This window comes from Amorphoplanes digitatis (genome assembly GCF_014205335.1).
Classification (GTDB): domain Bacteria; phylum Actinomycetota; class Actinomycetes; order Mycobacteriales; family Micromonosporaceae; genus Actinoplanes; species Actinoplanes digitatus.
Map to the genome: position 1 here is coordinate 684,772 of NZ_JACHNH010000001.1, position 23,665 is coordinate 708,436.

Sequence of the window (23,665 nt, forward strand, 5' to 3'; positions counted from 1 at the left end):
GCCCGCTCTGGTATTGACGGCCGCCTACGCCCACGATGATGGGCATGGTGGCGATCGCCGCGCGCGGGCTTACGAAGAACTTCGACGACGTCGTCGCGGTGGACCATGTCGATCTCGATGTTTCGCCCGGTGAGTTCCTGGTGCTGCTCGGCCCGACCGGTTGCGGCAAGTCGACGTTGCTGCGCCTGCTGGCGGGGATCGAGGAGCCGACGTCGGGGGTCGTGCTCTTCGACGGCGTGCCGGTGCGCGACATCGATCCCCGTGCCCGCGGCATCGCGATGGTCTTTCAGGACCACGCCCTCTACCCGCATCTGACCGTCGCGCAGAACATCGGCTTTCCGCTGCGCACCGTGCCGGTGCCGGCGACGGACATCGGCGTGCGGGTCGCCGAGGCGGCCCGCAACGTCGGCGTCGCCGACCTGCTCAGCCGCTATCCGGAGCACCTGTCGGGCGGCCAGCGGCAGCGGGTGGCGATGGCGCGGGCACTGGTACGCAACCCGTCGGTCTTCCTGCTCGACGAGCCGCTGTCCAACGTGGACGCCGGCGCGCGGTCGGCGCTGCGCGGCGAGATCGTGGCGCTGGCCCGGCGGCTGGGTGTCACCACGGTCTACGTGACGCACGACCAGATCGAGGCGATCAGCATGGCCGACCGCGTGGCGGTGCTGCGGTACGGGGTGCTGCAGCAGGCCGGCCCGCCCGCCGAGGTGTACGCGGACCCGGACACCCTGTTCGTGGCGGCGTTTCTCGGCACCCCGCGCACCAGCCTGCTGGAGGCGGCCGTGTACGCCGAGGACTGCCGGGTGGTGCTGGACCTCGGCTCGCAGGTGCTGGAGCTGCCGGCGGGCGATCCGCGCACGGCGGTGCTGGCCCGCCACCACACCGAGCGGGTGACCGTGGCGCTGCGGGCCCTATCGATCGGCGCGCGGGGCATGACGCTGCGCGGCACGGTGTGCGCGGTGGAGAACCTCGGGCACGAGTTGCTGGCGCACGTCGATGTCGGCGGGGTGCCGAGCCCGTGGATGCAGCCGCCGTCCGCCCGCGCCGCCGCACCCGGGGAGAGCACCCCGTACGGGTTCTATCCGGCGTACGACGTGGTGGACCCGCCGCCGATGGGCGAGGTGATGGTCCGGGTACCGATGCCCGGCCGGGTCGTGCGGGGCGAGGAGCTGGCCGTCGGGGTGGGGCTTGACGATCTGCTGCTCTTCGACCGCGGCGGCCGGCGGATCCGGTTCGCCGCCGGTTAATTGTTGCGACCACTGGACAGAATCAGTTAACAGTCCTAATAATTGGCCAACTGTCGATATACCGACGTGGAGGCCACCCCCCCATGCGCCGCTCACTGATCCTGGCCGCGTCCGCCGTTCTCGCGGCCGCCGGCTCCACCGTCTACATAGCCTCGTCCGCGAGCGCCGCCGCGGCCTGTGTCCCGGCCTGGAACTCCACGGCGGTCTACGTCAAGGACAACCAGGCCTCCCAGAACGGCCACAACTACACCGCCAAGTGGTGGAACCAGAACGAGAGCCCCGCCACGCACAGCGGCCAGTGGGACGTCTGGATCGACAACGGCACCTGCGGCGGCACCACCCCGCCGACCACGCCGCCCACCACGACCCCGCCGACCACCCCGCCGACGACGCCGCCCACGACTCCGCCGACCACGCCTCCCACGACGCAGCCCCCGGTGACCGGGCTGCCGAAGCACGCGCTGATCGGCTACCTGCACTCCAGCTTCGCCAACGGCTCGGGCTACCTGCGGATGGCCGACGTGCCGGCGGACTGGGACATCATCAACCTGGCCTTCGGCGAGCCGACCAGCGCGACCTCCGGCGACATCCGCTTCACCCTCTGCCCGGCGGCGGAATGCCCGGGCGTGGAGAGCGAGGCCGACTTCATCGCCGCGATCAGGGCGAAGCGGGCGGCCGGCAAGAAGGTGCTGCTCTCCATCGGCGGCGCGAACGGCCAGGTCCAGCTGACCACGACCGCGGCACGCGACAAGTTCGTCTCCTCGGTCGGCGCGATCATCGACAAGTTCGGGCTCGACGGCGTCGACATCGACTTCGAGGGCCACTCGCTGTCGCTCAACACGGGCGACACCGACTTCAAGAACCCGACCACCCCGGTGATCGTCAACCTCATCGCGGCCCTGCGGTCGCTGAAGTCCCGGTACGGCGCGAACTTCGTCCTGACCATGGCGCCCGAGACGTTCTTCGTCCAGCTCGGATACCAGTACTACGGCTCGGGGCCGTGGGGCGGCCAGGACCCGCGCGCGGGCTCGTACCTCCCGGTCATCTACGCCATGCGCAACGACCTCACGGTCCTGCACGTGCAGGACTACAACTCGGGATCGATCATGGGTCTCGACAACCAGTACCACAGCATGGGCGGCGCCGACTTCCACATCGCGATGACGGACATGATGCTCGCGGGCTTCCCGGTGGCGGGCAACACGGCGAACATGTTCCCGGCGCTGCGCGAGGACCAGATCGCCTTCGGCGCACCGTCCTCGGTGAGCGCCGGCAACGGCTACGTGGCGCCGGCCGGCGTTCAGCAGGCGGTCAACTGCCTGGTCAAGGGCGTGAACTGCGGCGGCTACACGGTACGCAGCGGCACCAACCCGAACTTCCGAGGCCTGATGACCTGGTCGATCAACTGGGACCGGTTCTACAGCTGGGAGTTCCGGATCAACCACGAGCCGTTCCTCAACGGCCTGGGCTGACGGCCTGGCCGCCGTCCCCGCCGGGCCCGCACGGCCCGGTGGGGACGGCGTTCGCGCCGTGACACGATGAACGCATGGATGGGCCGGTTGCGTTCGTGCTTGGCGGGGGTGGCGTGCTCGGCGCCGTGCAGGTCGGCATGCTGCGTGCCCTCTTCCGGGCCGGCTACCGGCCCGACGTCGTGATCGGCACGTCCATCGGCGCCGTCAACGGGGCGCTGGTCGCCGCCGACCCCTCCGAGGCCGTCACCGGCCGGCTCGTCCGGCTCTGGTCCTCGCCCGAGGCGGCGGAGGTGTACGGCGACTCGCTGGCCCGGCAACTGCGGCGCTTCGCCGCCCGGACCCACCTGCATTCGCCGCTGCCGCTGCGCCGGCTGCTCGCCTCGGAGCTGGGGGAGGGCTGCGACTTCGCCGACCTCAAGGTGCCCTTCCGCTGCTGCGCCGCCAGCATCGAGCGCGCCGCCGAGCACTGGTTCGACAGTGGACCGCTCGTCGACGCCGTTCTCGCCTCCTCGTCCGTGCCCGGGCTGCTGCCGCCGATGGAGATCGCCGGCGAGCATTTCGTGGACGGGGGGATCGTCAATTCGATTCCGATCAGCGAGGCTGTGCGGGTGGGTGCCAAGCAGATCTTCGTGCTACAGGTCGGGCGGATCGAGCGACCGCTGACGGTGCCCAGGCGGCCCTGGGAGGTGGCGCAGGTGGCGTTCGAGATCGCCCGGCGGCACCGGTTCGCGCGCGATGTTGCATCGCTGCCCGACGATGTACGGGTGCATGTGCTACCGACCGGCGGCGGCGAGAGCCGCGACGACTCGCCGTGGGCCTACCGGGACATGGCGGCCGCCGGCCGGCGGATCAGCCGGGCATACACCGCGTCGCGCCGCTACCTGGCCGCCAATGTGACCGCCCGGCCCGACGGCCTCTGATGCTGCCGCCGGTCTGGGTCCGACGGCTGGTGATCGCCCCGCTGGTGGTGCTGCTCGCCGTGCTGATGTTCACGACCCTGCCGGTCTGGCTGCTCCTGGCGCTCGCCGCGTCGCCGCTGGTGCCGGGGCACCTGCGGGTGCCCCGGCTGGCCTTCCTGGCGCTTGTCTACCTGGTCTGGGACGCGGCCGCGCTCGTCTGCCTCGCCGTCCTGTGGTTCGCGTCCGGGTTCGGGTGGAAGATTCGCAGCGCGGCGTTCCAGCGTGCGCACTACGTGCTCACCGGCCGGTTCCTCGGCGTGCTGTTCTGGCTGGCCGAGTGGTCCCTGCACCTGACCGTCGACATCGTCGGCACCGACCCGGACACCGGCATGCCGGGGCGGCCGGAGATCGTGGTGAGCCGGCATGCCGGGCCCGGCGACTCGTTCATCCTGATCCACGGGCTGGTGAACTGGTTCGACCGGGAACCGCGGATCGTGCTGAAGGCGGCGCTGCAATGGGATCCGGCGGTCGACATCCTGCTCAACCGGCTCCCCAACAGGTTCATCTCGCCGGGACACACCCATACCCGCTCGCTGGAGCAGGAGATCAGCGATCTGGCCACGGGCCTGGACGACAACGACGCGTTCGTGATCTTTCCGGAGGGCGGCAACTTCACCCCGCGCCGGCGGATCCGGGCGATCGCGTTTCTCCGGGACCGGGGCATGGACGACATCGCCGCGCGGGCCGAGGGCCTGCGCAACGTGCTGCCGCCGAAGCCGACCGGGCTGTTCACGGCGATCGACGCCGCGCCGGACGCCGGGGTCATCTTCTGCGCGCACACCGGGCTGGACCGCATGATCACGGTCGGCGACGTGTGGCGGGAACTGCCGATGGACAAGCAGCTGGTGATGCGGTTCTGGAGCGTGCCGCCGGAGGAGATCCCGGCCGGCGAGGAGGAGCGCGTGCGCTGGCTCTACGACTGGTGGGCGCGCATCGACGCCTGGATCGAGGAGAACAAGCCGCGGCCCCGGCCGCTCGGCACCGACTGGACGGCGCGGCGCCGGGTGGCTCCCTGAGGAGAACCGCCCGGCGCCGGGATCCGGAGGTGGGTGTCAGCCGCCCAGGCTGGTGTACAGGCTGTCCGGCGCCTCGGTGATCTCACCCGCGGCGGGCTTCTTCACGTCGGCCTTGACGCCGTACTCGGTGTAGAGCGTCTCGAGCGGCGGGGTCGGCCGTCCGTTCACCGCCGGGAGCTGGATGGTCAGCGCCGACAGCCGGCCCTGGTCGTCGAGGCCCGCCGTGAACGGGACGTCCTGCGCCTGCGAGCCCCAAGTGTCGATCATCTTCTGGTCGACGCCCGCGACGCCGGCCGCCTTGGACAGGTCCAGGGTGCCCTTGTAGCTGCGGGAGTCGACCTTCTGGACGTCCGTGGTGGAGGTCAGCAGCTTGGCCGTGTCGGCCGGGTCGATCTGGCCGGGGCGCAGGCCGACGTCGGCGCCCTCGGGCAGGCGGGACACGTCGACGTGTGTCCACGTGCCGGGCTTGGTGATCCCGTCGACCTGTAGGTAGAGGTCCTGGCCGACGAGCAGGGTCTTGACCTTGATCTCGGTGTTCGGCCCGGCCGCGGTGAGTTCGGCGGTGCCGACGCCGTTAGGGGCGTCCATCAGGCTGTTCAGCTTCAGGCCGGGCCCGGAGGTCATGGTGACCCGGAAGCTGGTGGTGCCGAGCGCGGCGGCGGCCGAGGCCAGCTCGGCCGCGGCGGCCGGATCGGCCGGTCCCGCGCTGCCGGTGGCGCTGGGGGCTGCCGCCGAGGCGCCGGCGCCCGGTGCGGCACCGTTCTCAGCCGCGCAGCCGCTCACCGCGAGTGCGGCCGCGGCGATTGTTGCGAGGCCGAGTCCGGCGAGTCGTGGCGTCCGCATGTCGGTCCTTCCTTGCCGTGCCGGTCGTCCGGGGGTGACGACGGTCGACAGCTGGAGTGCCCGATGCGGCTGCTGTGCAAACGGACACCGGCCAGGCCGAGAACGGCCACCAGGACGAGTCCTACGATCGCCGGCCGTCGATCGACCATGGGTCGTCCTCCCCCTCGGCCCCCGTGTTCCGGCGCCCAAGGTGGCGAGGGGCCGCGACACCCGCGTCCGGGCCGCCACGGCCGGGCGGCGCCCGGGCACTAAGGTTGAGTCATGGCTGACCTGCTCGACGCCGATTCCGTACGCAGTGCCGTGGCCGTCCTCGACGGCTGGGAGGGCGGGACCGACGCGATCGTGCGCACCGTGGGCCTACGCAGTTTTCCCGCCGCGATAGCGGTGGTCGACCGGGTCGCGAAGGTTGCGGAAGAGATGGACCACCACCCGGACATCGACATCCGCTGGCGGACGCTGACCTTCCGCTGCGTCACGCATTCGGCCGGGGGCGTCACGACGCGCGACATCGCCCTCGCCAACCGCATCGACCGGATCCTCGCCGACGCGTCCTGAACCGCCCTGATTCGCCGCGCCCGGGGACCAGACGGCATGATGGCCGGAGGTAGCCGTATGCGCACGTTCAGGGAGGCTTCGTGAGATTCGAGGTCAGCAAGGTCCTCGACGCCATCGAGGCCCAGCTCACCACCGACCCGGCCCTGGCCCGTGCCGTGGTCGACCTCTCCGAGATCGTGCGCTACGCCGACCTCGACGGCGGTCGCCCGGCCAGCATGCTGCGGCTCGGCCTGGTCATCGACGCGCTGGGCCGGCACGTCTCCGAGGAGAACGTGCCGGTGTACGCGGTGGTACCGCGCGGCCTGCTCTCCGACGCCGACCTGACCTCGAACGAGCGCATGGTGGTCCGGCGCTGGGCGGACGACGGCGTCGTAGAGGTGGTTCCGCAGCTCGACGACCGGGTCTTCGAGGTGGCCGAGCTGCTCGGCCTGCCCGTGCTGACCCGCAACCGCGCGGAGCAGTTCCGGGACCGCCGTCCGTGGGTCGAGGAGCCGGGCCGGCTGCTCGCCGCGGTCACCGGCGCGGCCGGACCGGTGCTGGTGGCCCGCGTCGGGCGCGGGGAGATCCCGGCCGTCGGCGAGCCGTCCCCGATGGGCAAGAAGCTGCTCGCCCGGGTCTGGAGCTGCCCCGAGTCGAACTGCAACGCCTTCGACTCCGGCGGCGACCCGGACAGCCCGTTCGCCGACATGCGCAAGGTGACCGCGCCGGTCGCCCAGCCGCCGCCGTCCCTGCGCTCGGGCGCGCCGACCTGCCCCCGGCACAACGCGCGCCTGCGCGACTCCGGCCCCCGGCCGGCGGTCGAGGTGCTGTCGGTCCGCATCGACGGCGTCGTGCGGAAGCGCTTCGTGGTCTCGGAGGACAAGCCGGTCGTGGTGGGTCGCGCACCGGAGGGCGGCGGCATCATGCTCGGCCAGTGGCTGACCGAGGACGCCCGGAAGTGGATCAGCCGCGGCCACGTACGCCTGTCGCTGCGCGGCGGCGAGCTGACGGCGCAGGACGTGAGCACCAACGGCACGGGGATCCGCCCGGGCGGCTCGCAGGACGACGACCAGCGGATCACCCTGAACCGCGACGAGTCCCGCACCCTGGCGGCGAACGACGTGGTGGAGCTCTACGCCGGCGTCAACGTGGGCCGCGCCAAGCTGTGGTCGACGGGCGGCGTCACGCAGCCGTCGTCGGTCATGGCGGAGGCACCCACGATGGCCATCCGCAAGTTCGAGCGGTAGGGGAGGCGGCGGGCCGCCTCCCCTACCGGCCTCACACCAGGATCGCGGCGAGCTGGGCCACCGCGTGGTCCAGCTCCTCCTCGGTGACGACCAGCGGCGGCGCCAGCCGGATCGTCGAGCCGTGGGTGTCCTTCGCCAGCACGCCGCGCGCGGCGAGCCGCTCGACGGCCTGCCGGCCGGTCATCATCGCCGGGTCGATGTCGACGCCGGCCCAGAGGCCGCGCCCGCGCACCGCGAGCACGCCCTTGCCGACCAGGGCGTTGAGGCCCTCGTGCAGCCGGGCGCCCAGTCGCGCCGAGCGCTCCTGGAACTCGCCGGTCTCCAGCAGCCGGACCACCGCGGCGCCGACCGCGCAGGCCAGCGGGTTGCCGCCGAAGGTCGAGCCGTGCTCGCCGGGCTTGAGCACGCCGAGCACGTCGGCGTTGGCCGCGACGGCCGACACCGGCACGATGCCGCCGCCGAGCGCCTTGCCCAGCAGGTACATGTCCGGTACGACCGCTTCGTGCTCGATCGCGAAGGTCTTGCCGGTCCGGCCCAGGCCGGACTGGATCTCGTCGGCGATGAACAGCACGTTGGAGTCGTCGCACAGCTTGCGCACGCCGGCGAAGTAGCCCGCGGGCGGCACCAGCACGCCGGCTTCGCCCTGGATCGGCTCGAGCAGCACGGCCACCGTGTTCGGGGTGATCGCGCCGGCCAGCGCGGCCAGGTCGCCGTACGGGACGATCCGGAAGCCCGGGGTGTACGGCCCGAAGTCGTCGCGCGCGTCGGTGTCCGTGGAGAAGCTGATGATCGTCGTGGTCCGGCCGTGGAAGTTGCCGTCCGCGACGATGATCTCGGCCTGGCCGTCGGGCACGCCCTTGACCTGGTAGCCCCACTTGCGGGCGACCTTGATGCCGGTCTCGACGGCCTCGGCGCCGGTGTTCATCGGCAGCACGAGATCCTTGCCGCAGAGCTCGGCCAGGCCCCGGCAGAAGTCGGCGAACTGGTCGTGCACGAATGCCCGGCTGGTCAGCGTGAGGCGGTCCAGCTGCGCGTGCGCGGCGTTGATCAGGTCGGGGTGCCGGTGGCCGAAGTTCAGCGCCGAGTAGCCGGCGAGGAAGTCCAGGTAGCGGTGGCCGTCGACGTCGGTGACCGAGGCACCCTCGGCGTCGGTGATGACCACCGGCAGCGGGTGGTAGTTGTGTGCGGTCCAGCGCTCGGCGTCGGCCAGGGCGGCGGGCGTACGCAGGTCAAGGTCGGTCACGATCGAACCTCCAGGGTGCAGCACTTCGGTCCGCCGCCGGCCTTGCGCAGCTCGGAAACGTCGACGCCGACCGTCTGGTAACCGCGCTCCCGCAGGGCGGCGTTCAGCGCGGTGGCCTGCACCGGCAGTACCACGGTACGTCCGTCGCTGACGGCGTTGAGGCCCAGCACCTCGGCGTCGGCCGGGGTGGCGATGACCGCGTCGGGGAAGAGCCGGCGCAGGACGGCCTGCGAGCCCGGCGAGAACGCCGACGGCAGGTAGGCGACGTTGCGCTCGTCCAGCACGCACAGCGCGGTGTCGAGGTGGTAGTACGCGGGGTCGACAAGCTGGAGCGTGATCACCGGGCGGCCGAAGACCTCCTGGGTCTGCGCGTGCGCGGCGTGCGCGGTGCGGAAGCCGGTGCCGGCCAGCAGCACGTCGCCGGCGAGCAGGATGTCTCCCTCGCCCTCGTTGGTGTGCTTCGACTCGAACACCTCGAAGCCGCTGCCGGCGAACCAGGCGGCGTACGCCGGGGCCTCGTCGGCCCGCTCGGCGTCGCGGAACTGCACGGCGAGCACCTTGCCGTCGACGACGGTGGCGCCGTTCGCGGCGAAGACCATGTCGGGCAGGCCCGGCAGCGGATCGATCAACTCGACGGTGTGGCCCAGGTCGAGGAAGGTCTGGCGCAGGTTCTCCCACTGGCTGACGGCCAGGGCGTTGTCGTAGGGCGCCGTCGGATCCATCCACGGATTGATCCGGTACGTGACGGCGAAGTGCGTGGGCCGGCACATGAGGTAGCGGCGCGGAGTGGCGATGGGCGTCATGACGGCAACGGTATGCGCGAAGTGCCTGCGTACGCCCTAGAACAACCATGCGCGAGGCGGCGGATCGTTGCGTGATCCGAGCCTCGCGCGAAGATTCGTTGCACGCTCGCCGGGGGAGGTTCCGGGCGGGGCGGCCGGGTGGCCGCCCCGGTTCCGGACCCACCGGCGACGCATCGTCACCGATGAATGTGGCGGGCCCGTCAGAAGCGGTTGACCACCTGTGCGTCGAGCCATTCCCGGACGCTCGTCACCGGCTGCGTGTCGGTGCCGAGCCACGAGAGCGAGCCGGTAAGGGCGAAGACGCCGACGACGATCGCGCCGAGCGAGAGCACCACGCCGATCAGCGCGTCGGTCTTGCCGGCGACGTGCCGCTTGCCGGTTGCCGAGATGCCGCAGAGCGAGAGGACCAGGCCGACGACGGCCAGGCCGATCCCGTACCCGAGGAGGGGCCCGGAGAGCACGAGCAGGGTGGCGGCGACGCTGACGATCAGTCCGAGGGTGGCGAGCAGGCTCGCCCGCGGCTTCGGTCCGGCGACGACGGGCGGCCGCTCGGTGGTCGGCCGCACCGGCTCGCGGGCAGGCGGCCGCAGGTCGCGGCTGTTCAGGTCGGTGTCGGTGTCGGTGTCGGTGTCGCGCGGGGCGACGAGGGTCTGGCCCTCGGCCGGGCGGCGGCGCTCGACGACCGTCGGGGGCGTGGCGGGCGGGGGTGTCACGGTCGGGGGGTCGGTCGGGGGGTCGGTCCGCGGACGCACCGGATCGGTGGAGCCGGTGGCCACGGACGGGCGATCGGTGGTGTCGGACTGACGGGAGAAAGTCGGGAGTTTCACGTCAGCACCTCCTCAGGTCTACGCGGGTATGCCGTACCCGCCTATACCCCGAAGGCCCGAAGGTGACACAACGCGGCGCGACGGGCGCCCGGATCATCCGGGCGCCCGTCGCGGAAACGCGTCAGACCAGGGCGGACGTCGCCGACACGTCGGCGGCCTTGGCGATCACGTGGTCGACGATGCCGTAGTCCTTCGCCTCCTGGGCGGTGAACCAGCGGTCACGGTCGGAGTCGATGCCGATCTCCTCCGGGGTGTGCCCCGTGTGGAACGCGATCCGCTCGTTCATGACCTTCTTGATGTGCAGCATGCTCTCGGCCTGGATGGCGATGTCGGCGGCGGTGCCGCCGATGCCGCCGGAGAGCTGGTGCATCATCACCCGTGCGTGTGGCAGCGCGTAGCGCTTGCCGGGGGTGCCGGCGCAGAGCAGGAACTGACCCATCGAGGCCGCCATGCCCATCGCGATCGTGGCCACGTCGTTCTTGATGTACTGCATCGTGTCGTAAACGGCCATGCCCGCGCTGATGGAGCCGCCCGGCGAGTTGATGTAAAGGGCGATGTCCTTCTCGCTGTCGGCCGAGGCCAGCACCAGCAGCTGTGCGCAGATGCGGTTGGTCACCTCGTCGTTGACCTCGCTGCCGAGGAAGATGATGCGCTCCCGGAGCAGCCGCTCGAAGACCTGGTCGTCAAACGATGCGCCACCCGCCCGCATCGCGATCTCGTCAACACTCATGGACCCACCCTCTCATTCGACGTTTACACCTTCCCCGGTAGTGGGCGGGGAACCCAGCGATTCTCCTCAGGGCGAAAGCCCGGCTAGGGTTCTCGGGTGCCAGAGGGACACACCATTCACCGGCTTGCCGCGCGGCATCGGGCGCTCTTCGCCGGTCGCGCGGTGCGGGTCGCCAGCCCGCAGGGCCGGTTCGCCGCCGGCGCGGCCCGGCTCGACGGCCTGACCCTGATCGACACCGAGGCGTACGGCAAGCACCTGTTCCATCACTTCGAGGGCGCGGCGACGCTCCACGTCCACCTGGGGCTCTACGGCAAGTTCGCCGACGGCGAGCCGCCCGTGCCGGCCCCGGTCGGGCAGGTGCGGATGCGGATGGCCGACGAGCGGCACTGGCTCGAACTGCGCGGACCGACCGCCTGCGAGGTGCTCGATCCCGGCCTGGTCGCCGCGCTGCGCGCGCGCCTCGGCCAGGACCCGCTGCGGGACGACGCCGACCCCCGGATCGCGTACGCGCGGATCGCCACCGCCACCAGGCCGCTCTTCGCCCTGCTGATGGATCAGGCCATCGTCGCCGGGTGCGGCCTCATCTACGCCAACGAGGTGCTCTTCCGGGCCGGCCTCCCGCCGACCATCCCGGGCCGCCTCATCGGCGCGCAGCGCTGGGACGAGCTCTGGAGCGACCTGCGCGCCCTCATGAAGGAGGGCGTCCTGTCCGGCCGGATCGACACCGTCCACACCGCTCACACGCCCGAGGCGATGCGGCGGGCGCCGCGGGTCGACCGGCACGGCGGCGAGGTCTACGTCTACCGCCGTCCCGGGCAGCCGTGCCTGGTCTGCGGCACCCCGATCGCCCGGGGCCCGCTCGCCGGCCGCAACCTCTACTGGTGCCCCGCCTGTCAGGCGTCGGCGGCCGGCTGACCGGCGGGCTCCGCGGCCGGAGCCTCGGCGGCGGGTGCCTGCGCCGAGGGCTGCTCGGCCGGGGGCTGCTCCGCCGGCGGCTTGGGCTCCGACGGCACGCCCAGCTCGAACCGTTCGTTCAGCCACGGCAGCAGCTCGTCGTAGGCGCGGATGGTGTCCGGCTGGTTGAAGTCGTGCGACAGCACGATCGAGCCCGGCCGGACCTCGTTCTGCACGCTCTTGACGATCTTGTCGATGTGCGCCGCGTCGTCGTCCTTCTCGAGGTGCTCCCAGTCGCGGGGGTCGACCTCCCAGTAGAGCGAGGTCATGCCGTCCTCGTACGCCGTCTCGACGAGCGCGTCGGTGAAGTTGCCGCCGGGCGCGCGGAAGAACGGGATCGCCGCACTCGGCACCGCCGCGCGGATGGCGTCGTTCGTGCGCCGCAGGTCGGCGCGGATCTTGCCCCGCTTGTCCTTGCCGATCTTCAGGCTGTGGTTCCAGGTGTGGTTGCACAGGGTGTGCCCGGCGGCGGCGATCTGCCGGACCAGGTCCGGGTACTTGCGGGCCTGCTCGCCGACCAGGCAGAAGGTCGCCTTGACCTGATATTTCGCGAGCAGCTCGAGGATCTTCGGGGTCTGCACGGGGTCGGGGCCGTCGTCGAAGGTGAGCGCGACGGTGGCCGTGCCGGTGGTGCGCAGCGACTTGGCCGGGCCGGTGCCGTTCGGCACCAGGATCGCCGGGCCGGTGGAGGTCGCGCCGGCCGCGGACTTCGCCGGGGCGGGCTTGGCGCCCTCGGTGCCGGCGGGCGCCGGCGAGCTCGGCCCGGCGGGCGCGCCGGCCTGCTCGTTGCCGTCCGCCGCGCCGGCCGGCTTCTCCTTCTTCTTCGGCGCCTTCGGCGCCTTGACGATCGCCTGGCCGGCCGCGTTCACCGGGTTGATGTCGACGCCGCCGCCCTGCTGCATCGGCACGACGATCAGCATCAGTCCGATCGCGACCAGGGAGGCGAGCAGCGCCTGCTGCCGGCGCCGGCCGACGAGCAGCCATGACTCGATCGGCAGGGTGCCGGGGGCGCGGTGGGTTCCGGTGACGGGCCGGCGGCCGGTGTCCGCAAGGGCCCAGTCGCGGACCGCGCCGGCCGCGTCCAGGACGACGGGCAGCGGGCGCACGGTGATGGCCAGCGGGTCGGCGGCCTTGGCGTGCCGGCCGCGCGGTGCGCCGCCGGCCGGGCGCCGCGACGCCGCGTTCGCCGGCCGGGCGGCGCCGTCGAGCTTGGCGCCGCGCGGGGCCAGGGCCAGGGCGACCCGCCGTCCGCCGGCGATCCGGATCGACGCGGGCGGCCGCAACACGGTGGCGTCGGCCAGCGATTCGGGCCGCCGGTGCCGCCCGGTTGCGGTCTCGCCCTCGAGGACCTGGACGTGCGGGAAACCGCCGGTCGTGGCGGTGAGCGCGTCGCCACTACGGGCGCGCGTCGCCGTCCGGGCCGCGTGCCGCGGTCCGGATTTCGGCTCCGAGCGGGAGGGTGGGTGCGGCGGCATTCGTCATGCCTACCCGGTTACAAGATCGAAGACGATACCACATTCGTGATCATCAAGTGACCGGAAGTAATCAGTGCCGCTCAGGGCGTTGCGCACAGAGTGGATTCATGACGACACATCGGACGATAAGCGTCAGCCCGCGGCGTGCACCGCCTCGGTGGCCTTGCGCGCCGCGATCAGCACCGGATCCCAGACCGGCGAGAACGGCGGCGCGTAGCTCAGGTCCAATGCGGTCATCTCCTCCACCGGCATCCGGTTCCAGATCGCGATCGCGAGGGCATCGATGCGCTTCCCGGCCTCCTCGCGGCCGACGATCTGCGCGCCGAGCAGGACGCCGGTACGCCGCTCGGCGATCATCTTGATCACCATCGGGACGGCGCCGGGGTAGTAGCCCGCGCGGTTCGTCGACTCCACCGCTGCGGTGACGTACTCGAAGCCCGCCTGCGCCGCCTCGGACTCCGTGAGCCCGGTGCGGGCCACCTCGAGATCGCAGACCTTTGTCACCGCGGTGCCGATCACGCCGGGGAAGGTCGCGTACCCGCCGCCGATGTTGATGCCCGCGACCCGGCCCTGCTTGTTCGCGTGGGTGCCGAGCGGGACGTGCACCGGCCGCCCGCTTACCCGGTGCACGGTCTGCACGCAGTCGCCGGCCGCCCAGATCCCGTCGACGTGACCCTGCGGCCCGACGACCCGCATCCGCAGGTCGGTGCGGATCCCGCCGGTCACCCCGAGCGGTATGCCGGACTCCGCGGCGAGCGCGGTGTTCGGGCGTACCCCCAGGCCGAGCACCACGATGTCGGCCGGCAGCGCGCCGTCCGGGGTGACCACCGCCGACACCCGGCCGTCCAAGGTCTCCAGGCCCCGCACCGGCGTCCGCGTCCGGACCTCGATGCCCAGCCCGCGGATCGCCTTGCCGACCCGCTCGCCCATGTCCTCGTCGACCGTGGACATCGGCTGCGGCGAGCGCTCCAGCAGCGTCACGTCGAGCCCGCGCCGGACCATCGCCTCGGCCATCTCCACGCCGACGTAGCCGCCGCCGATGACGACCGCCCGGCGCGGCGCCGGATCGCGATCGAGCCAGGCCTGCACGGCCGCGCCGTCGTCGAGGGTCTGCACGCCGAAGACGCCGCCGGCGTCCACCCGCGCCCAGTCGGGCGTCACGGGCACGGCGCCGGCCGCGTACACGAGCTGGTCGAAGCCCTCCCGCAGCTCGCCGCCGCCCTCGAGGTCCCGCGCGGTCACCTCGCGCCGCCGCAGGTCGATCGCGACCACCTCGTGCCGCGTCCGGACGTCGATGCCGGCCTCGCGGAAGGCCTCCGGCCGACGGGCGATCAGCGGGTCGAGGCCAGGAACGACCCCGCCGATCCAGTACGGGATCCCGCACGCCGAGTACGAGGTGAAGCGGCCCCGCTCGAACGCGACGATCTCCAACTCGCCGGTGCCCATCCGCTTGCGGGCCTGCGACGCGGCGGACATCCCGGCCGCGTCGCCGCCGATCACGACGAGCTTCACCGCTCGCCCCTGGTGGCGGCGGCGAGCCAGTCGACCACGTCCGCGACCGTGCCGTGCCGCGACAGCAGGGCGCGCTGCCGGGCGGCGCCGGTTCCCTGCTCACGCAGGCGGCCCAGCAGCACGGAGGCCGTGTCGAGGTCGCCGTGGCGCTCCAGCTCCGGGCTCACGTACTCGAAGAGCTGGCGCATCAGCTTCCACGCCGGCCGGGTCTGCCGGGTGGCCATGTCGATGTTCAGGCCCTCGAGCCCGTCGTGCGCGGCCCGCCAGTGCGCGGCCATCAGCAGCGGATGCGGCACGTTGGAGGCCGGCCGGCCGTCGCGCACCTGGCGCAGGAGCGTCGCGACAAGGGCGCGGGCGAGCGCGGCCAGCAGCATCGCGTCGTCCAGCGTCGGGCAGACGTCGCCCATCCGGATCTCGACGGTCGGGTAGTTGGCCGAGAGCCGCGCGTACCAGTAGAGCATCCCCTTGTCGAGCATCGCGCCGCTCGCGACGAGGTCGGAGACCAGCGTCTCGTACTGCTCGTGCGACTCCAGGTATGGCGTCGGGCCTACCGTCGGCCAGCGCTCCCACAGCAGCGAACGCCAGCTCGCGTACCCGGTGTCGTGGCCGCCGGAGAGCGGCGAGTTGGCGGTCGCGGCCTGGAAGATGGGCATCCACGGCCGCAGGTGGTTGAGGATCTGCACGCCGGTCTCCGGGTCGGGGACGCTGACGTGCACGTGCATGCCGTTCAGCCCCGAGCCGGGGGAGAGGTCGCCGAAGCACTCGTGTATCCGCCGGTAGCGCGGTGCGTCGACCATCCGCGCCCGTGGCCCCGCCGCCGGTGCGGCCCCGACGGCTACCAGGCGGGCGCCGGCCCGCATGGCACTGGCGGCGAGCCCGGCCCGCAGCCGCGACATCGAGTCGCGCAGGTCGCGCAGCTCGAGCTGCGGCGGGCTGGCCGACTCGATCTGGCTGCGGATGATCTCGTGCTGCACCGCGCCGCGGAGGTCGTCGGGAAGCTGGTCGAAGACCGCCTCGACCGCCTCGACGGCCCGCGGCTCGACGGCGTCCACGAGCAGGTACTCCTCCTCGACGCCGAGCGTGAGCAGGCCTCGCGCCTCGGCCCGCCCGGCCATCTCCTCGGAGATCGTCATAGTCGCGGCCGCACGATCCGGAGTCGCCATGTCTCCGTTCTACCCGTTCGCCGCCGGGCGAACACCGGCGTTTGTGTACCCGGCGTAGCCTCGGGTGCATGCTGCTACTGGGGTTCTGGGCGCTCGCCGCCGTGCAGAGCCCCACGCCGGGAACGGCGGCGTCGCTCGTGCTCGGCCTCGCCGCGGTCGCGGCGGCCATGCTGGTGGTGCTCGCCGCGGCCGTCCGCGCGGTCCCGGCGCCGCGCCCCGCCGCCGCGGGCCTCCCGCGCGGCGCGCGGACCCGGGCGAGCCGGCTGCCCCGGCTGCTGGACCCCGACGCGGCCGGGCGGCCGCGTCCCCGGGCGCCGGGTGCGTACCCGGCGGTCCCGCTCCCACGCGTCGCCGCGGGCTGATCGCGCGCCCTGCCGGGAGTCCCACCGCCTCCGCGTCCATCCTTTCGCTCGGACCGCAGGGGTACGCCCGTGTCTATTTCCGCCGCGCTGGACGCCGTCGTCGGTGTCGCGCACTCCGCCCTCGAGGGTCTGCACACCCTCCTGATGCCGATCGCCGGCGGGCTCGCCCCGGCGCTCGCGATCGTCCTGTTCACCGTCGCCGTACGGCTGGCGATCAGCCCGCTGAGCTGGTTGCAGGCCCGCTCGGCCCGGCGCGGTGCCGCGCTGGCGCCGCAGGTCGCCGAGCTGCGGAAGAAGCACCGCGACGACCCGGTGGCGCTGGCCACCGCGACGCTGGCGCTGCGGCGGGCTCACGGTGCCGGCCCGTTCGCCGCGCTGCTGCCCGCGCTCGCGCAGGCGCCGTTCTTCATGCTGATGTTCCAGCTGGTGCGGCCCGGGCCGGGCGTGCCGGCCGGCGTGCTCGGCGGGCACCTGGCCGGGGTGCCGCTGGCCGCGCACCTCGCCGCCGGGCTGCCGGTCTTCGCCGTCCTGGCGGCGCTCGCCCTCGTGCTCGCGTGGTGGTCGTCGCGCCGCATGCGGCGGATGGCGGCCGGCACGGACGCCGGCGCGGTCGGCCGGGTCATGTCGCTGCTGCCGTTCCTCACCGTCGCGGTGGTGCTGTGGCTGCCGCTCGCGGGCGCCCTCTACCTGGTCACCTCGACCGCCTGGACCGCGCTGGAGCAGCTCGTTCTACACCGGACACCGTTTTTCTCACCTTCACCAGCGGCCAGGCGGCCGACTTCGTGAACGTGAACTGGATCCGATTCCGCAGGTAGCGGCTTTCTTCAATATCTAGTTGTAAGGGCCGGAGGCGCGACCTGCGCCTTCGGCCCCCGCGCCTTAAGGAAGTTTAAGGTCGCCGGGGCCTGGACTTGCATTGTTAACAGTCCTAATAATTGACGAACCTAACTGTTCGACGTGGAAGGCCCACCCCCATGCGCCGATCCCTTGTTCTGGCCGTATCCGCCGCGCTGGCGGCCGCCGGCTCCGCCGTCTACATAGCCTCGTCCGCGAGCGCCGCCGTCGCCTGCGTTCCGGCCTGGAACTCCACGGCGGTCTACGTCAAGGACAACCAGGCCTCGCAGAACGGCCGCAACTACACCGCCAAGTGGTGGAACCAGAACGAGAGCCCCGCGACGCACAGCGGCCAGTGGGATGTCTGGATCGACAAAGGCGCCTGCGGCGGCACCGTTCCGCCGACCACGCCGCCGACCACACCCCCGACGACCCCGCCCACCACGCCGCCGACCACACCCCCAACGACCCCGCCCACCACGCCCCCGACGACACCGCCCACCACGGTGCCGCCGGGCAACGGGACGCTCCCGGCGCACTTCATCACCGGGTACTGGCAGAACTTCGACAACCCGGCCAACGAGATCAAGCTGGCCGCCGTTCCCGCCAACTACGACCTGATCGCGGTCGCGTTCGCGGACGCCACCGGCACGCCGGGCGCGGTCTCCTTCAGCATCGACGCCGGGCTCTCCGCCTCCGTCGGCGGCTACACCAACGACCAGTTCAAGGCCGACGTCGCCACGCTGCACTCGCGCGGCAAGAAGGTCGTCATCTCGGTCGGCGGCGAGCGGGGCTCGGTCGCGGTCAACGACGCGGGCGCCGCGACCAACTTCGCCAACTCGGTCCACTCGCTGATGCAGACCTACGGCTTCGACGGTGTCGACATCGACCTGGAGAACGGGCTCAACCCGACCTACATGGGCCAGGCCCTGCGCAGCCTGCGGGCCAAGGCCGGCGCCGGCCTGATCATCACGATGGCGCCGCAGACCATCGACATGCAGAACCCGGCCGGCTCGTACTTCAAGCTCGCGCTCGACATCAAGGACATCCTCACGGTCGTCCACACGCAGTTCTACAACTCCGGCGCGATGCTCGGCTGCGACAACAACGCGGCGTACGGCCAGGGCACCGTCAACTTCCTGGTCGCGCTCGCCTGCATCCAGCTGGAGTCCGGGCTGCGGCCCGACCAGGTCGCCCTCGGCCTGCCGGCCACCACCAGCGCGGCCGGCGGCGGCTACGTCTCGCCGTCCGTGGTCAACCAGGCCCTCGACTGCCTGGCCCGCGGCACCAACTGCGGCTCGTTCCGCCCGCCGCACACCTACCCCGGCATTCGCGGCGCGATGACCTGGTCCATCAACTGGGACGTCACCGCCGGCAACGGCTGGGCCAACACCATCAAGCCCCACCTCTCCACCCTGCCCTGAACACCAGCCCCCACTGGAAGGGAATCCCCATGCGACTCAAGAAGCTGTATCCGGCCGTCCTGGCGATGACGCTGGCCGTCGCCGGCGTCGGCGCCACGGTGGTGCTCGCGCCCGGCGCCTCCGCGGCCGCCGCCTGCGCACCGGCCTGGAACTCCACGGCGGTATACGTCAAGGACAACCAGGCCTCCCAGAACGGCCACAACTACACCGCCAAGTGGTGGAACCAGAACGAGAGCCCCGCCACGCACAGCGGCCAGTGGGACGTCTGGATCGACAACGGCACCTGCGGCGGCACCACCCCGCCGACGACGCCGCCGACCACCGGCCCGACCACGCCGCCGACCGGCACCAAGATGGCGGCCGCGCCGTACATCTACCCCGGCTGGGGCAACCCGCCGGCGCCGTCGACCGTCGTGAACGCGACCGGCATCAGGTCCTTCACCATGGCGTTCGTGCTCGCCAACGGGTGCAACCCGGTCTGGGACGGCGAGGGCGGCCTGACCGGCGGCGTGCACGAGAGCACCATCAACGCGATCAAGGCGGCCGGCGCCACCGTGGTCCCGTCGATCGGCGGCTGGCAGGGCAACAAGCTCGGCCCGAACTGCGCGACGCCCGAGGCGCTCGCCGGCGCGTACCAGCGGGTCATCAACGCGTTCGGCCTCACGGCGATCGACATCGACATCGAGAACTACGACGAGTTCGAGAACTACACGGTCGCGGACCGGATCGTCGGCGCCCTGAAGATCATCAAGCAGAACAACCCGGGCGTGAAGACGATCCTCACCTTCGGCACCACGACGACCGGCCCGAACAGCCACGGCGTGCGCCTGATCAACCAGACCAGGGCGCTGGGCGCCAACATCGACATCTACACCATCATGCCGTTCGACTTCGGCGGCGGCGCCAACATGTACACCAGCACCGTCAACGCCTCCGAGGGCCTGAAGAACCAGCTCAAGTCGACCTTCGGGTGGAGCGACGCGCAGGCGTACGCGCACATGGGCATCTCCGGCATGAACGGCCTGTCCGACCAGCAGGAGGTCACCACCCCGGCGACCTGGACCCAGATCCGCGACTACGCGAAGAGCAAGAACCTCGCCCGGTTCTCCTTCTGGGCGGTCAACCGTGACCGCGGCTGCCCCGGCGGCGGCGTGGTCTCCAACTGCAGCGGCATCGCGCAGTCCGACTGGGAGTTCACCCGGATCAGCGCGGGCTTCTGACCGAGTAGGTCGGCGGGCGGCGACGGATCAGTTATCCGTGGCCGCCCGCCGGCGTTTGCGCGCCTTCTTGAGCGCCCAGGCGCCGATCGCGACGGCGAACAGTGCCAGGATCGCGTAGTCGAAGTAGCGGCTGTACTCCTCGAGCTGGCGCCACCGGGTGCCGAGCGCGTAGCCCCCGCCGATGAACAGGCAGTTCCAGATGCCGCTGCCGACCGCGGTGAGCAGCGTGAACATGCCCAGGTTCATGTGGTTGGCGCCGGCCGGGATCGACACCAGGCTGCGGATCACCGGTGCCATCCGGCCGAACAGCACCGCGCCCTTCTCGTGCCGCTCGAACCACCGGTCGGCGACGTCGAGGTCGTCGGCGTCGACCAGCGGGATGCGGTCCAGCCAGCGCCGCAGGCGCTCCTCGCCGATCGCGTACCCCAGCCAGTAGAGCGCGAGCGCGCCCAGCACCGAGCCCGCCGTCGCGGCGATGGTGACCAGCACGACGTTGATCCGGCCCTGGCTGGCGAGGTAGCCCGCCATGGACAGGACGACCTCGCTCGGGATCGGCGGTATCAGGTTCTCCAGCGCGACGAGCAGGCCGACGCCCACCGCGCCCAGCGACTCGATGACCGATGCCACCCATCCGGTCAGGCCGCCCAGCTGGCTGGGTGCGGTCTCGGCCGCCAGGGGATACGGCACGCTCATCGGCTCTCCTCCGCTGTCGATCCGGGCTTACCTACCCACGATCCAGCGTACGAACCGGTAGTGTCCCGGCCCGATGGAAACGTTGAGCACGCGGGGACGCACTGTCCGGGTGGCGGTGACCGCGCTCGGAGCGCTGCTGCTGCTCCTGGGCACCTTCTGGGGCCAGGACGACGACTTCCCGTTCGGGCCGTTCCGGATGTACTCCACCGCACCAGACCCGAACGCGGACGCACCGGACACCCGGGTCGAAGGGGTCGACACGACCGGGCGGACGATCGTGCTCACCGAGGCCAACAGCGGCCTGCGGCGGGCCGAGATCGAGGGCCAGCAGCGTGCCTACATCGACGACCCCGGCCGGTTGCGCCAGATCGCGGCCGCCTACGCCGAGAAGAGCCCGGGCGCCGCGCCCCTGCGTACCGTGCGGATCGTCATCCGCTGGGAGGGCATCGAGCACTCGCGGCCGACGGGCACCAGCCGGGACGAGACCATCGCGACCTGGACGGCGCCGTGAAGAAGATCGCCGGCTGGCTGACCGAGCCCGTGCCGCTCGGGCGGATCGCCGCCTTCCGCACCCTGATCTACCTCTTCGTCGCCGCCGACCTGGTGGTGTTCACCCCCTGGGTGCGCCACCACGCCACCACCCCGGCCGACCTCTACGAGCCGCTGCTGGTCGGGCGGCTGCTGCACCTGCCGACCCCGACCCCGCTGCTGGTGCACGGCGTCTTCTGGGCGCTGCTGCTGCTCGCGCTCGCCGCGGCGACCGGCCGCGCGCCTCGCCTGCTCGGCTGGACCGTCTTCGCGCTCTACTTCGAGTGGATGGTCATCGCGATGAGCTACGGCAAGGTCGACCACGACCGGGTCGGGCTGCTCGTCGCACTCGCCGCGCTGCCCACCGTCGGCCGGGCCCGGCACGGCGACCCGACGCGTACCGAGGCCGGCGGCTGGGCGCTGCGGGTGACCCAGCTCGCCGTGGTCTGCACCTACTTCCTCGCCGCCCTGGCCAAGCTGCGGTTCGGCGGGCTGGACTGGATGACGAGCTCCGTGCTCGCCCGGGCGATCATCCGCCGCGGCACCGACCTCGCCGACCTCATCGCCGGCGTGCCCGGCCTGCTGATCGCCGCGCAGATCGGGATCATCGCGTTCGAGCTGGCCAGCCCGGCCATCTTCTTCCTCAAGCCGCGCTGGCGCGGGTACGCGGTCGCGTTCCTCTACTCGTTCCACCTCGTCACGTTCGCCACCATCACCATCTCCTTCGCGCCGCACCTGGCGGCGATCACCAGCTTCCTCGAACTGGAGAAGGTCCGTCCCGTGGTGTGGGTCCGGGGTTTCCGCGCCCGCCGTCGCGGACATGTAACGGAGCATGAGCGACCGGTGGTATGAGAAGGCCGTCATCTATTGCCTCGACATCGACACGTACGCCGACTCAGACGGCGACGGCGTCGGTGACATCAGGGGCCTGATCGGGCGTCTCGACTATCTGGCCCGGCTCGGTGTCACCTGCGTCTGGCTCAACCCGATCCATCCGACCCCCAACCGCGACGACGGTTACGACGTCGAGGACTTCTACAACGTCGATCCGCGCTTCGGCACCCTCGGCGACTTCGCCGAGCTCCTGCACCAGGCCCGGGACCTGGGCATCCGGGTGATCATCGACCTGGTCGTCAACCACACCTCCGACCGGCATCCGTGGTTCCGGTCGGCCCGCTCGTCGCCGGACTCGCCCTACCGCGACTGGTACGTCTGGTCCGACAGCGCGCCGCCGGACCGGCGCCAGGGCATGGTCTTCCCCGGCGAGCAGGCCGAGACCTGGAGCTACGACCGCACCGCGAAGAAGTGGTTCTACCACCGGTTCTACGACTTCCAGCCGGACCTCAACATCAAGAACCCGGAGGTCCGCGCCGAGATCAAGAAGATCTGCTCGTTCTGGCTCCAGCTCGGCGTCTCCGGCTTCCGGATGGACGCCGTGCCGTTCATCATCGAGGAGACCGAGCCGGGCAACCCGAACCCGCGCAAGGACCTGGAGTTCCTCACCGACCTGCGCCAGCACGTGCAGTGGCGCCACGGCGACGCGGTCCTGCTCGCCGAGGCGAACGCCGAGCCGGACCAGCTCAAGGAGTTCTTCGGCGACGCGGGCGGCTCCGCCAACCGCATACACATGCTCTTCGACTTCATGCTCAATGGCCGGCTCATGCTCGCACTCGCCCGCGGCAACCCCGAGGGGATCATCGACGCGCTGCACGACACCCCGAAGCTGCCGGCCGGCGGGCAGTGGGCGACGTTCCTGCGCAACCACGACGAGGTCGACCTGTCGCGGCTCACGGCCGAGCAGCGCAACGAGGTGTTCGCGCAGTTCGGCCCGGACGAGAACATGCAGCTGTACGGCCGCGGCATCCGCCGCCGGATGGCACCGATGCTCGGCGGCGACCGCCGCCGCATCGAGCTGGCGTACGCGCTCCAGTTCAGCCTGCGCGGCACCCCGGTGCTGCGGTACGGCGAGGAGATCGGCATGGGCGAGGACCTGACGCAGGACGGGCGCAACGCCATCCGTACGCCGATGCAGTGGTCCCTGCTGCCCAACGGCGGCTTCTCCACCGCGAACGCCGGCGACCTGGTCCGCCCGGTGATCTCCGGCGGCGACTACGGCTACGAGACGGTCAACGCGACAGCGCAGCGGCACGACCCGGCGTCGCTGCTGTCCTGGTTCGAGCGGATGATCCGCACCCTGCGGGAGGCGCCGGAGATCGGCAGCGGCAGCTGCACGCACGTCGACGTTCCCGCGCCGACGGGCCTGCTGGTGCATCGTGCCGACGACCTCACCGGCACCATGTTGTTTCTGCACAACCTCTCCGGCGAGGACGGGGTGGTCGACCTCGGCAGCCTCCACCCGGAGGCCGAGTACCCCAACGACGTGCTCGCCGACCAGGAGTACGCGGAGCCCGGCGGGCTCGACAAGCTCGCCGTCGCGGGCTACGGCTACCGCTGGATCAGGCTCCGCCGTCACGCCTGAGAGAATTTGCATCTCTAGTGCGTAAATACCGTCGGCGCAATAGCTTGTGAGAAGAACCCGCCATGTAACCCGCGGGTAACTACTGGGTTAGAGTCGGCCGGAC

At 71.7% G+C, this 23,665-nt stretch carries 23 protein-coding genes; 14 read left to right on the top strand and 9 right to left on the bottom strand.

Annotated features, from left to right (window positions below):
• Positions 1–44 precede the first annotated feature (44 nt).
• From BJ971_RS03205 to BJ971_RS03220, 4 genes are all read left to right on the top strand, one after another.
• Positions 45–1,244 (top strand): ATP-binding cassette domain-containing protein, encoded by a 1,200-nt coding sequence (locus BJ971_RS03205; protein ID WP_184989642.1) that lies wholly within the window; start codon positions 45–47, stop codon positions 1,242–1,244.
• A gap of 83 nt (positions 1,245–1,327) precedes the next feature.
• Positions 1,328–2,716 carry a chitinase gene (locus tag BJ971_RS03210; protein WP_184989644.1) on the top strand — a complete coding sequence of 463 codons (1,389 nt, stop codon included), beginning with the start codon at positions 1,328–1,330 and terminating at the stop codon, positions 2,714–2,716.
• Positions 2,717–2,790: 74 nt separating this feature from the next.
• Positions 2,791–3,636 carry a patatin-like phospholipase family protein gene (locus BJ971_RS03215; protein ID WP_184989646.1) on the top strand — a complete coding sequence of 282 codons (846 nt, stop codon included), beginning with the start codon at positions 2,791–2,793 and terminating at the stop codon, positions 3,634–3,636.
• On the top strand, positions 3,633–4,691 hold the full coding sequence (locus BJ971_RS03220) for a 1-acyl-sn-glycerol-3-phosphate acyltransferase (protein WP_184998616.1): 1,059 nt from the start codon (positions 3,633–3,635) through the stop codon (positions 4,689–4,691). Before BJ971_RS03215 ends, BJ971_RS03220 begins: the two co-directional genes overlap by 4 nt.
• 36 nt (positions 4,692–4,727) lie before the next feature.
• On the opposite strand, the gene BJ971_RS03225 is transcribed toward BJ971_RS03220, so the two are convergent.
• Positions 4,728–5,534, bottom strand: coding sequence for a hypothetical protein (locus tag BJ971_RS03225; protein ID WP_184989648.1), 807 nt, complete (start codon positions 5,532–5,534; stop codon positions 4,728–4,730).
• Between the two features lie 261 nt (positions 5,535–5,795).
• Between BJ971_RS03225 and BJ971_RS03230 the strand changes: the two genes are divergently transcribed.
• The gene (locus BJ971_RS03230; RefSeq protein WP_184989650.1) at positions 5,796–6,089 is read left to right on the top strand and encodes a 4a-hydroxytetrahydrobiopterin dehydratase; all 294 of its coding nucleotides are present in this window, start codon (positions 5,796–5,798) and stop codon (positions 6,087–6,089) included.
• Between the two features lie 80 nt (positions 6,090–6,169).
• A complete protein-coding gene (locus BJ971_RS03235; RefSeq protein ID WP_184989652.1) occupies positions 6,170–7,315 on the top strand; it encodes an FHA domain-containing protein in 1,146 nt (381 codons plus the stop codon).
• A gap of 31 nt (positions 7,316–7,346) precedes the next feature.
• On the opposite strand, the gene rocD is transcribed toward BJ971_RS03235, so the two are convergent.
• From rocD to BJ971_RS03255, 4 genes are all read right to left on the bottom strand, one after another.
• Positions 7,347–8,558: an ornithine--oxo-acid transaminase gene (gene rocD / locus BJ971_RS03240; protein ID WP_377885263.1), complete on the bottom strand. Its 1,212-nt coding sequence runs from the start codon at positions 8,556–8,558 to the stop codon at positions 7,347–7,349.
• A complete protein-coding gene (gene ddaH, locus BJ971_RS03245; RefSeq protein WP_184989654.1) occupies positions 8,555–9,361 on the bottom strand; it encodes a dimethylargininase in 807 nt (268 codons plus the stop codon). Before ddaH ends, rocD begins: the two co-directional genes overlap by 4 nt.
• Before the next feature lie 200 nt (positions 9,362–9,561).
• A complete protein-coding gene (locus BJ971_RS03250) occupies positions 9,562–10,188 on the bottom strand; it encodes a hypothetical protein (RefSeq protein WP_184989656.1) in 627 nt (208 codons plus the stop codon).
• A gap of 121 nt (positions 10,189–10,309) precedes the next feature.
• Positions 10,310–10,918 carry an ATP-dependent Clp protease proteolytic subunit gene (locus tag BJ971_RS03255; protein ID WP_184989658.1) on the bottom strand — a complete coding sequence of 203 codons (609 nt, stop codon included), beginning with the start codon at positions 10,916–10,918 and terminating at the stop codon, positions 10,310–10,312.
• Positions 10,919–11,014: 96 nt separating this feature from the next.
• Between BJ971_RS03255 and BJ971_RS03260 the strand changes: the two genes are divergently transcribed.
• Positions 11,015–11,833, top strand: coding sequence for an Fpg/Nei family DNA glycosylase (locus tag BJ971_RS03260; protein ID WP_184989660.1), 819 nt, complete (start codon positions 11,015–11,017; stop codon positions 11,831–11,833).
• On the opposite strand, the gene BJ971_RS40880 is transcribed toward BJ971_RS03260, so the two are convergent.
• From BJ971_RS40880 to BJ971_RS03275, 3 genes are all read right to left on the bottom strand, one after another.
• Entirely contained in the window at positions 11,812–13,347 is a 1,536-nt protein-coding gene (locus tag BJ971_RS40880) for a polysaccharide deacetylase family protein (protein ID WP_239087900.1), read from the bottom strand. The genes BJ971_RS03260 and BJ971_RS40880 overlap by 22 nt on opposite strands.
• Before the next feature lie 132 nt (positions 13,348–13,479).
• Complete coding sequence (locus tag BJ971_RS03270; RefSeq protein WP_184989663.1) at positions 13,480–14,859, bottom strand: FAD-dependent oxidoreductase; 1,380 nt, start codon at positions 14,857–14,859, stop codon at positions 13,480–13,482.
• Entirely contained in the window at positions 14,856–16,022 is a 1,167-nt protein-coding gene (locus BJ971_RS03275; protein WP_184989666.1) for a carboxylate-amine ligase, read from the bottom strand. Before BJ971_RS03275 ends, BJ971_RS03270 begins: the two co-directional genes overlap by 4 nt.
• Before the next feature lie 68 nt (positions 16,023–16,090).
• On the opposite strand from BJ971_RS03275, the gene BJ971_RS03280 reads away from it, so the two are divergent.
• From BJ971_RS03280 to BJ971_RS03295, 4 genes are all read left to right on the top strand, one after another.
• Positions 16,091–16,384 carry a DUF6412 domain-containing protein gene (locus tag BJ971_RS03280; protein WP_184989668.1) on the top strand — a complete coding sequence of 98 codons (294 nt, stop codon included), beginning with the start codon at positions 16,091–16,093 and terminating at the stop codon, positions 16,382–16,384.
• Between the two features lie 69 nt (positions 16,385–16,453).
• On the top strand, positions 16,454–17,170 hold the full coding sequence (gene yidC, locus BJ971_RS03285) for a membrane protein insertase YidC (RefSeq protein ID WP_184989670.1): 717 nt from the start codon (positions 16,454–16,456) through the stop codon (positions 17,168–17,170).
• 188 nt (positions 17,171–17,358) lie between these two features.
• Positions 17,359–18,642 carry a glycosyl hydrolase family 18 protein gene (locus BJ971_RS03290; RefSeq protein ID WP_184989671.1) on the top strand — a complete coding sequence of 428 codons (1,284 nt, stop codon included), beginning with the start codon at positions 17,359–17,361 and terminating at the stop codon, positions 18,640–18,642.
• Between the two features lie 29 nt (positions 18,643–18,671).
• Positions 18,672–19,862, top strand: a complete 1,191-nt coding sequence (locus BJ971_RS03295; protein ID WP_377885264.1) for a chitinase — start codon at positions 18,672–18,674, stop codon at positions 19,860–19,862.
• 27 nt (positions 19,863–19,889) lie between these two features.
• Here BJ971_RS03295 and BJ971_RS03300 read toward each other — a convergent pair whose 3' ends face one another.
• On the bottom strand, positions 19,890–20,555 hold the full coding sequence (locus BJ971_RS03300; protein ID WP_184989673.1) for a DedA family protein: 666 nt from the start codon (positions 20,553–20,555) through the stop codon (positions 19,890–19,892).
• A gap of 73 nt (positions 20,556–20,628) precedes the next feature.
• Between BJ971_RS03300 and BJ971_RS03305 the strand changes: the two genes are divergently transcribed.
• The 3 genes from BJ971_RS03305 to BJ971_RS03315 are packed head-to-tail and all read left to right on the top strand — an operon-like array spanning position 20,629 to position 23,562.
• Positions 20,629–21,066 carry a hypothetical protein gene (locus BJ971_RS03305; protein ID WP_184989675.1) on the top strand — a complete coding sequence of 146 codons (438 nt, stop codon included), beginning with the start codon at positions 20,629–20,631 and terminating at the stop codon, positions 21,064–21,066.
• Between the two features lie 5 nt (positions 21,067–21,071).
• A complete protein-coding gene (locus BJ971_RS03310; protein WP_184998621.1) occupies positions 21,072–21,935 on the top strand; it encodes an HTTM domain-containing protein in 864 nt (287 codons plus the stop codon).
• Entirely contained in the window at positions 21,916–23,562 is a 1,647-nt protein-coding gene (locus BJ971_RS03315; protein ID WP_184989677.1) for an alpha-amylase family protein, read from the top strand. The genes BJ971_RS03310 and BJ971_RS03315 overlap by 20 nt, the downstream gene beginning before the upstream one ends.
• The last annotated feature ends 103 nt before the right edge of the window (positions 23,563–23,665 follow it).

Bases quoted from the DNA above. Each gene is read 5' to 3' on its own strand.
- BJ971_RS03315 (WP_184989677.1), top strand. From the start codon at position 21,916: ATGAGCGACCGGTGGTATGAGAAGGCCGTCATCTATTGCCTCGACATC.
- BJ971_RS40880 (WP_239087900.1), bottom strand. From the start codon at position 13,347: ATGCCGCCGCACCCACCCTCCCGCTCGGAGCCGAAATCCGGACCGCGG.
- BJ971_RS03230 (WP_184989650.1), top strand. From the start codon at position 5,796: ATGGCTGACCTGCTCGACGCCGATTCCGTACGCAGTGCCGTGGCCGTC.
- BJ971_RS03205 (WP_184989642.1), top strand. From the start codon at position 45: ATGGTGGCGATCGCCGCGCGCGGGCTTACGAAGAACTTCGACGACGTC.
- BJ971_RS03225 (WP_184989648.1), bottom strand. From the start codon at position 5,534: ATGCGGACGCCACGACTCGCCGGACTCGGCCTCGCAACAATCGCCGCG.
- BJ971_RS03275 (WP_184989666.1), bottom strand. From the start codon at position 16,022: ATGGCGACTCCGGATCGTGCGGCCGCGACTATGACGATCTCCGAGGAG.
- BJ971_RS03305 (WP_184989675.1), top strand. From the start codon at position 20,629: ATGGAAACGTTGAGCACGCGGGGACGCACTGTCCGGGTGGCGGTGACC.
- BJ971_RS03300 (WP_184989673.1), bottom strand. From the start codon at position 20,555: ATGAGCGTGCCGTATCCCCTGGCGGCCGAGACCGCACCCAGCCAGCTG.
- BJ971_RS03280 (WP_184989668.1), top strand. From the start codon at position 16,091: ATGCTGCTACTGGGGTTCTGGGCGCTCGCCGCCGTGCAGAGCCCCACG.
- BJ971_RS03255 (WP_184989658.1), bottom strand. From the start codon at position 10,918: ATGAGTGTTGACGAGATCGCGATGCGGGCGGGTGGCGCATCGTTTGAC.
- BJ971_RS03290 (WP_184989671.1), top strand. From the start codon at position 17,359: ATGCGCCGATCCCTTGTTCTGGCCGTATCCGCCGCGCTGGCGGCCGCC.
- BJ971_RS03210 (WP_184989644.1), top strand. From the start codon at position 1,328: ATGCGCCGCTCACTGATCCTGGCCGCGTCCGCCGTTCTCGCGGCCGCC.
- BJ971_RS03215 (WP_184989646.1), top strand. From the start codon at position 2,791: ATGGATGGGCCGGTTGCGTTCGTGCTTGGCGGGGGTGGCGTGCTCGGC.
- ddaH (WP_184989654.1), bottom strand. From the start codon at position 9,361: ATGACGCCCATCGCCACTCCGCGCCGCTACCTCATGTGCCGGCCCACG.
- BJ971_RS03295 (WP_377885264.1), top strand. From the start codon at position 18,672: ATGCGACTCAAGAAGCTGTATCCGGCCGTCCTGGCGATGACGCTGGCC.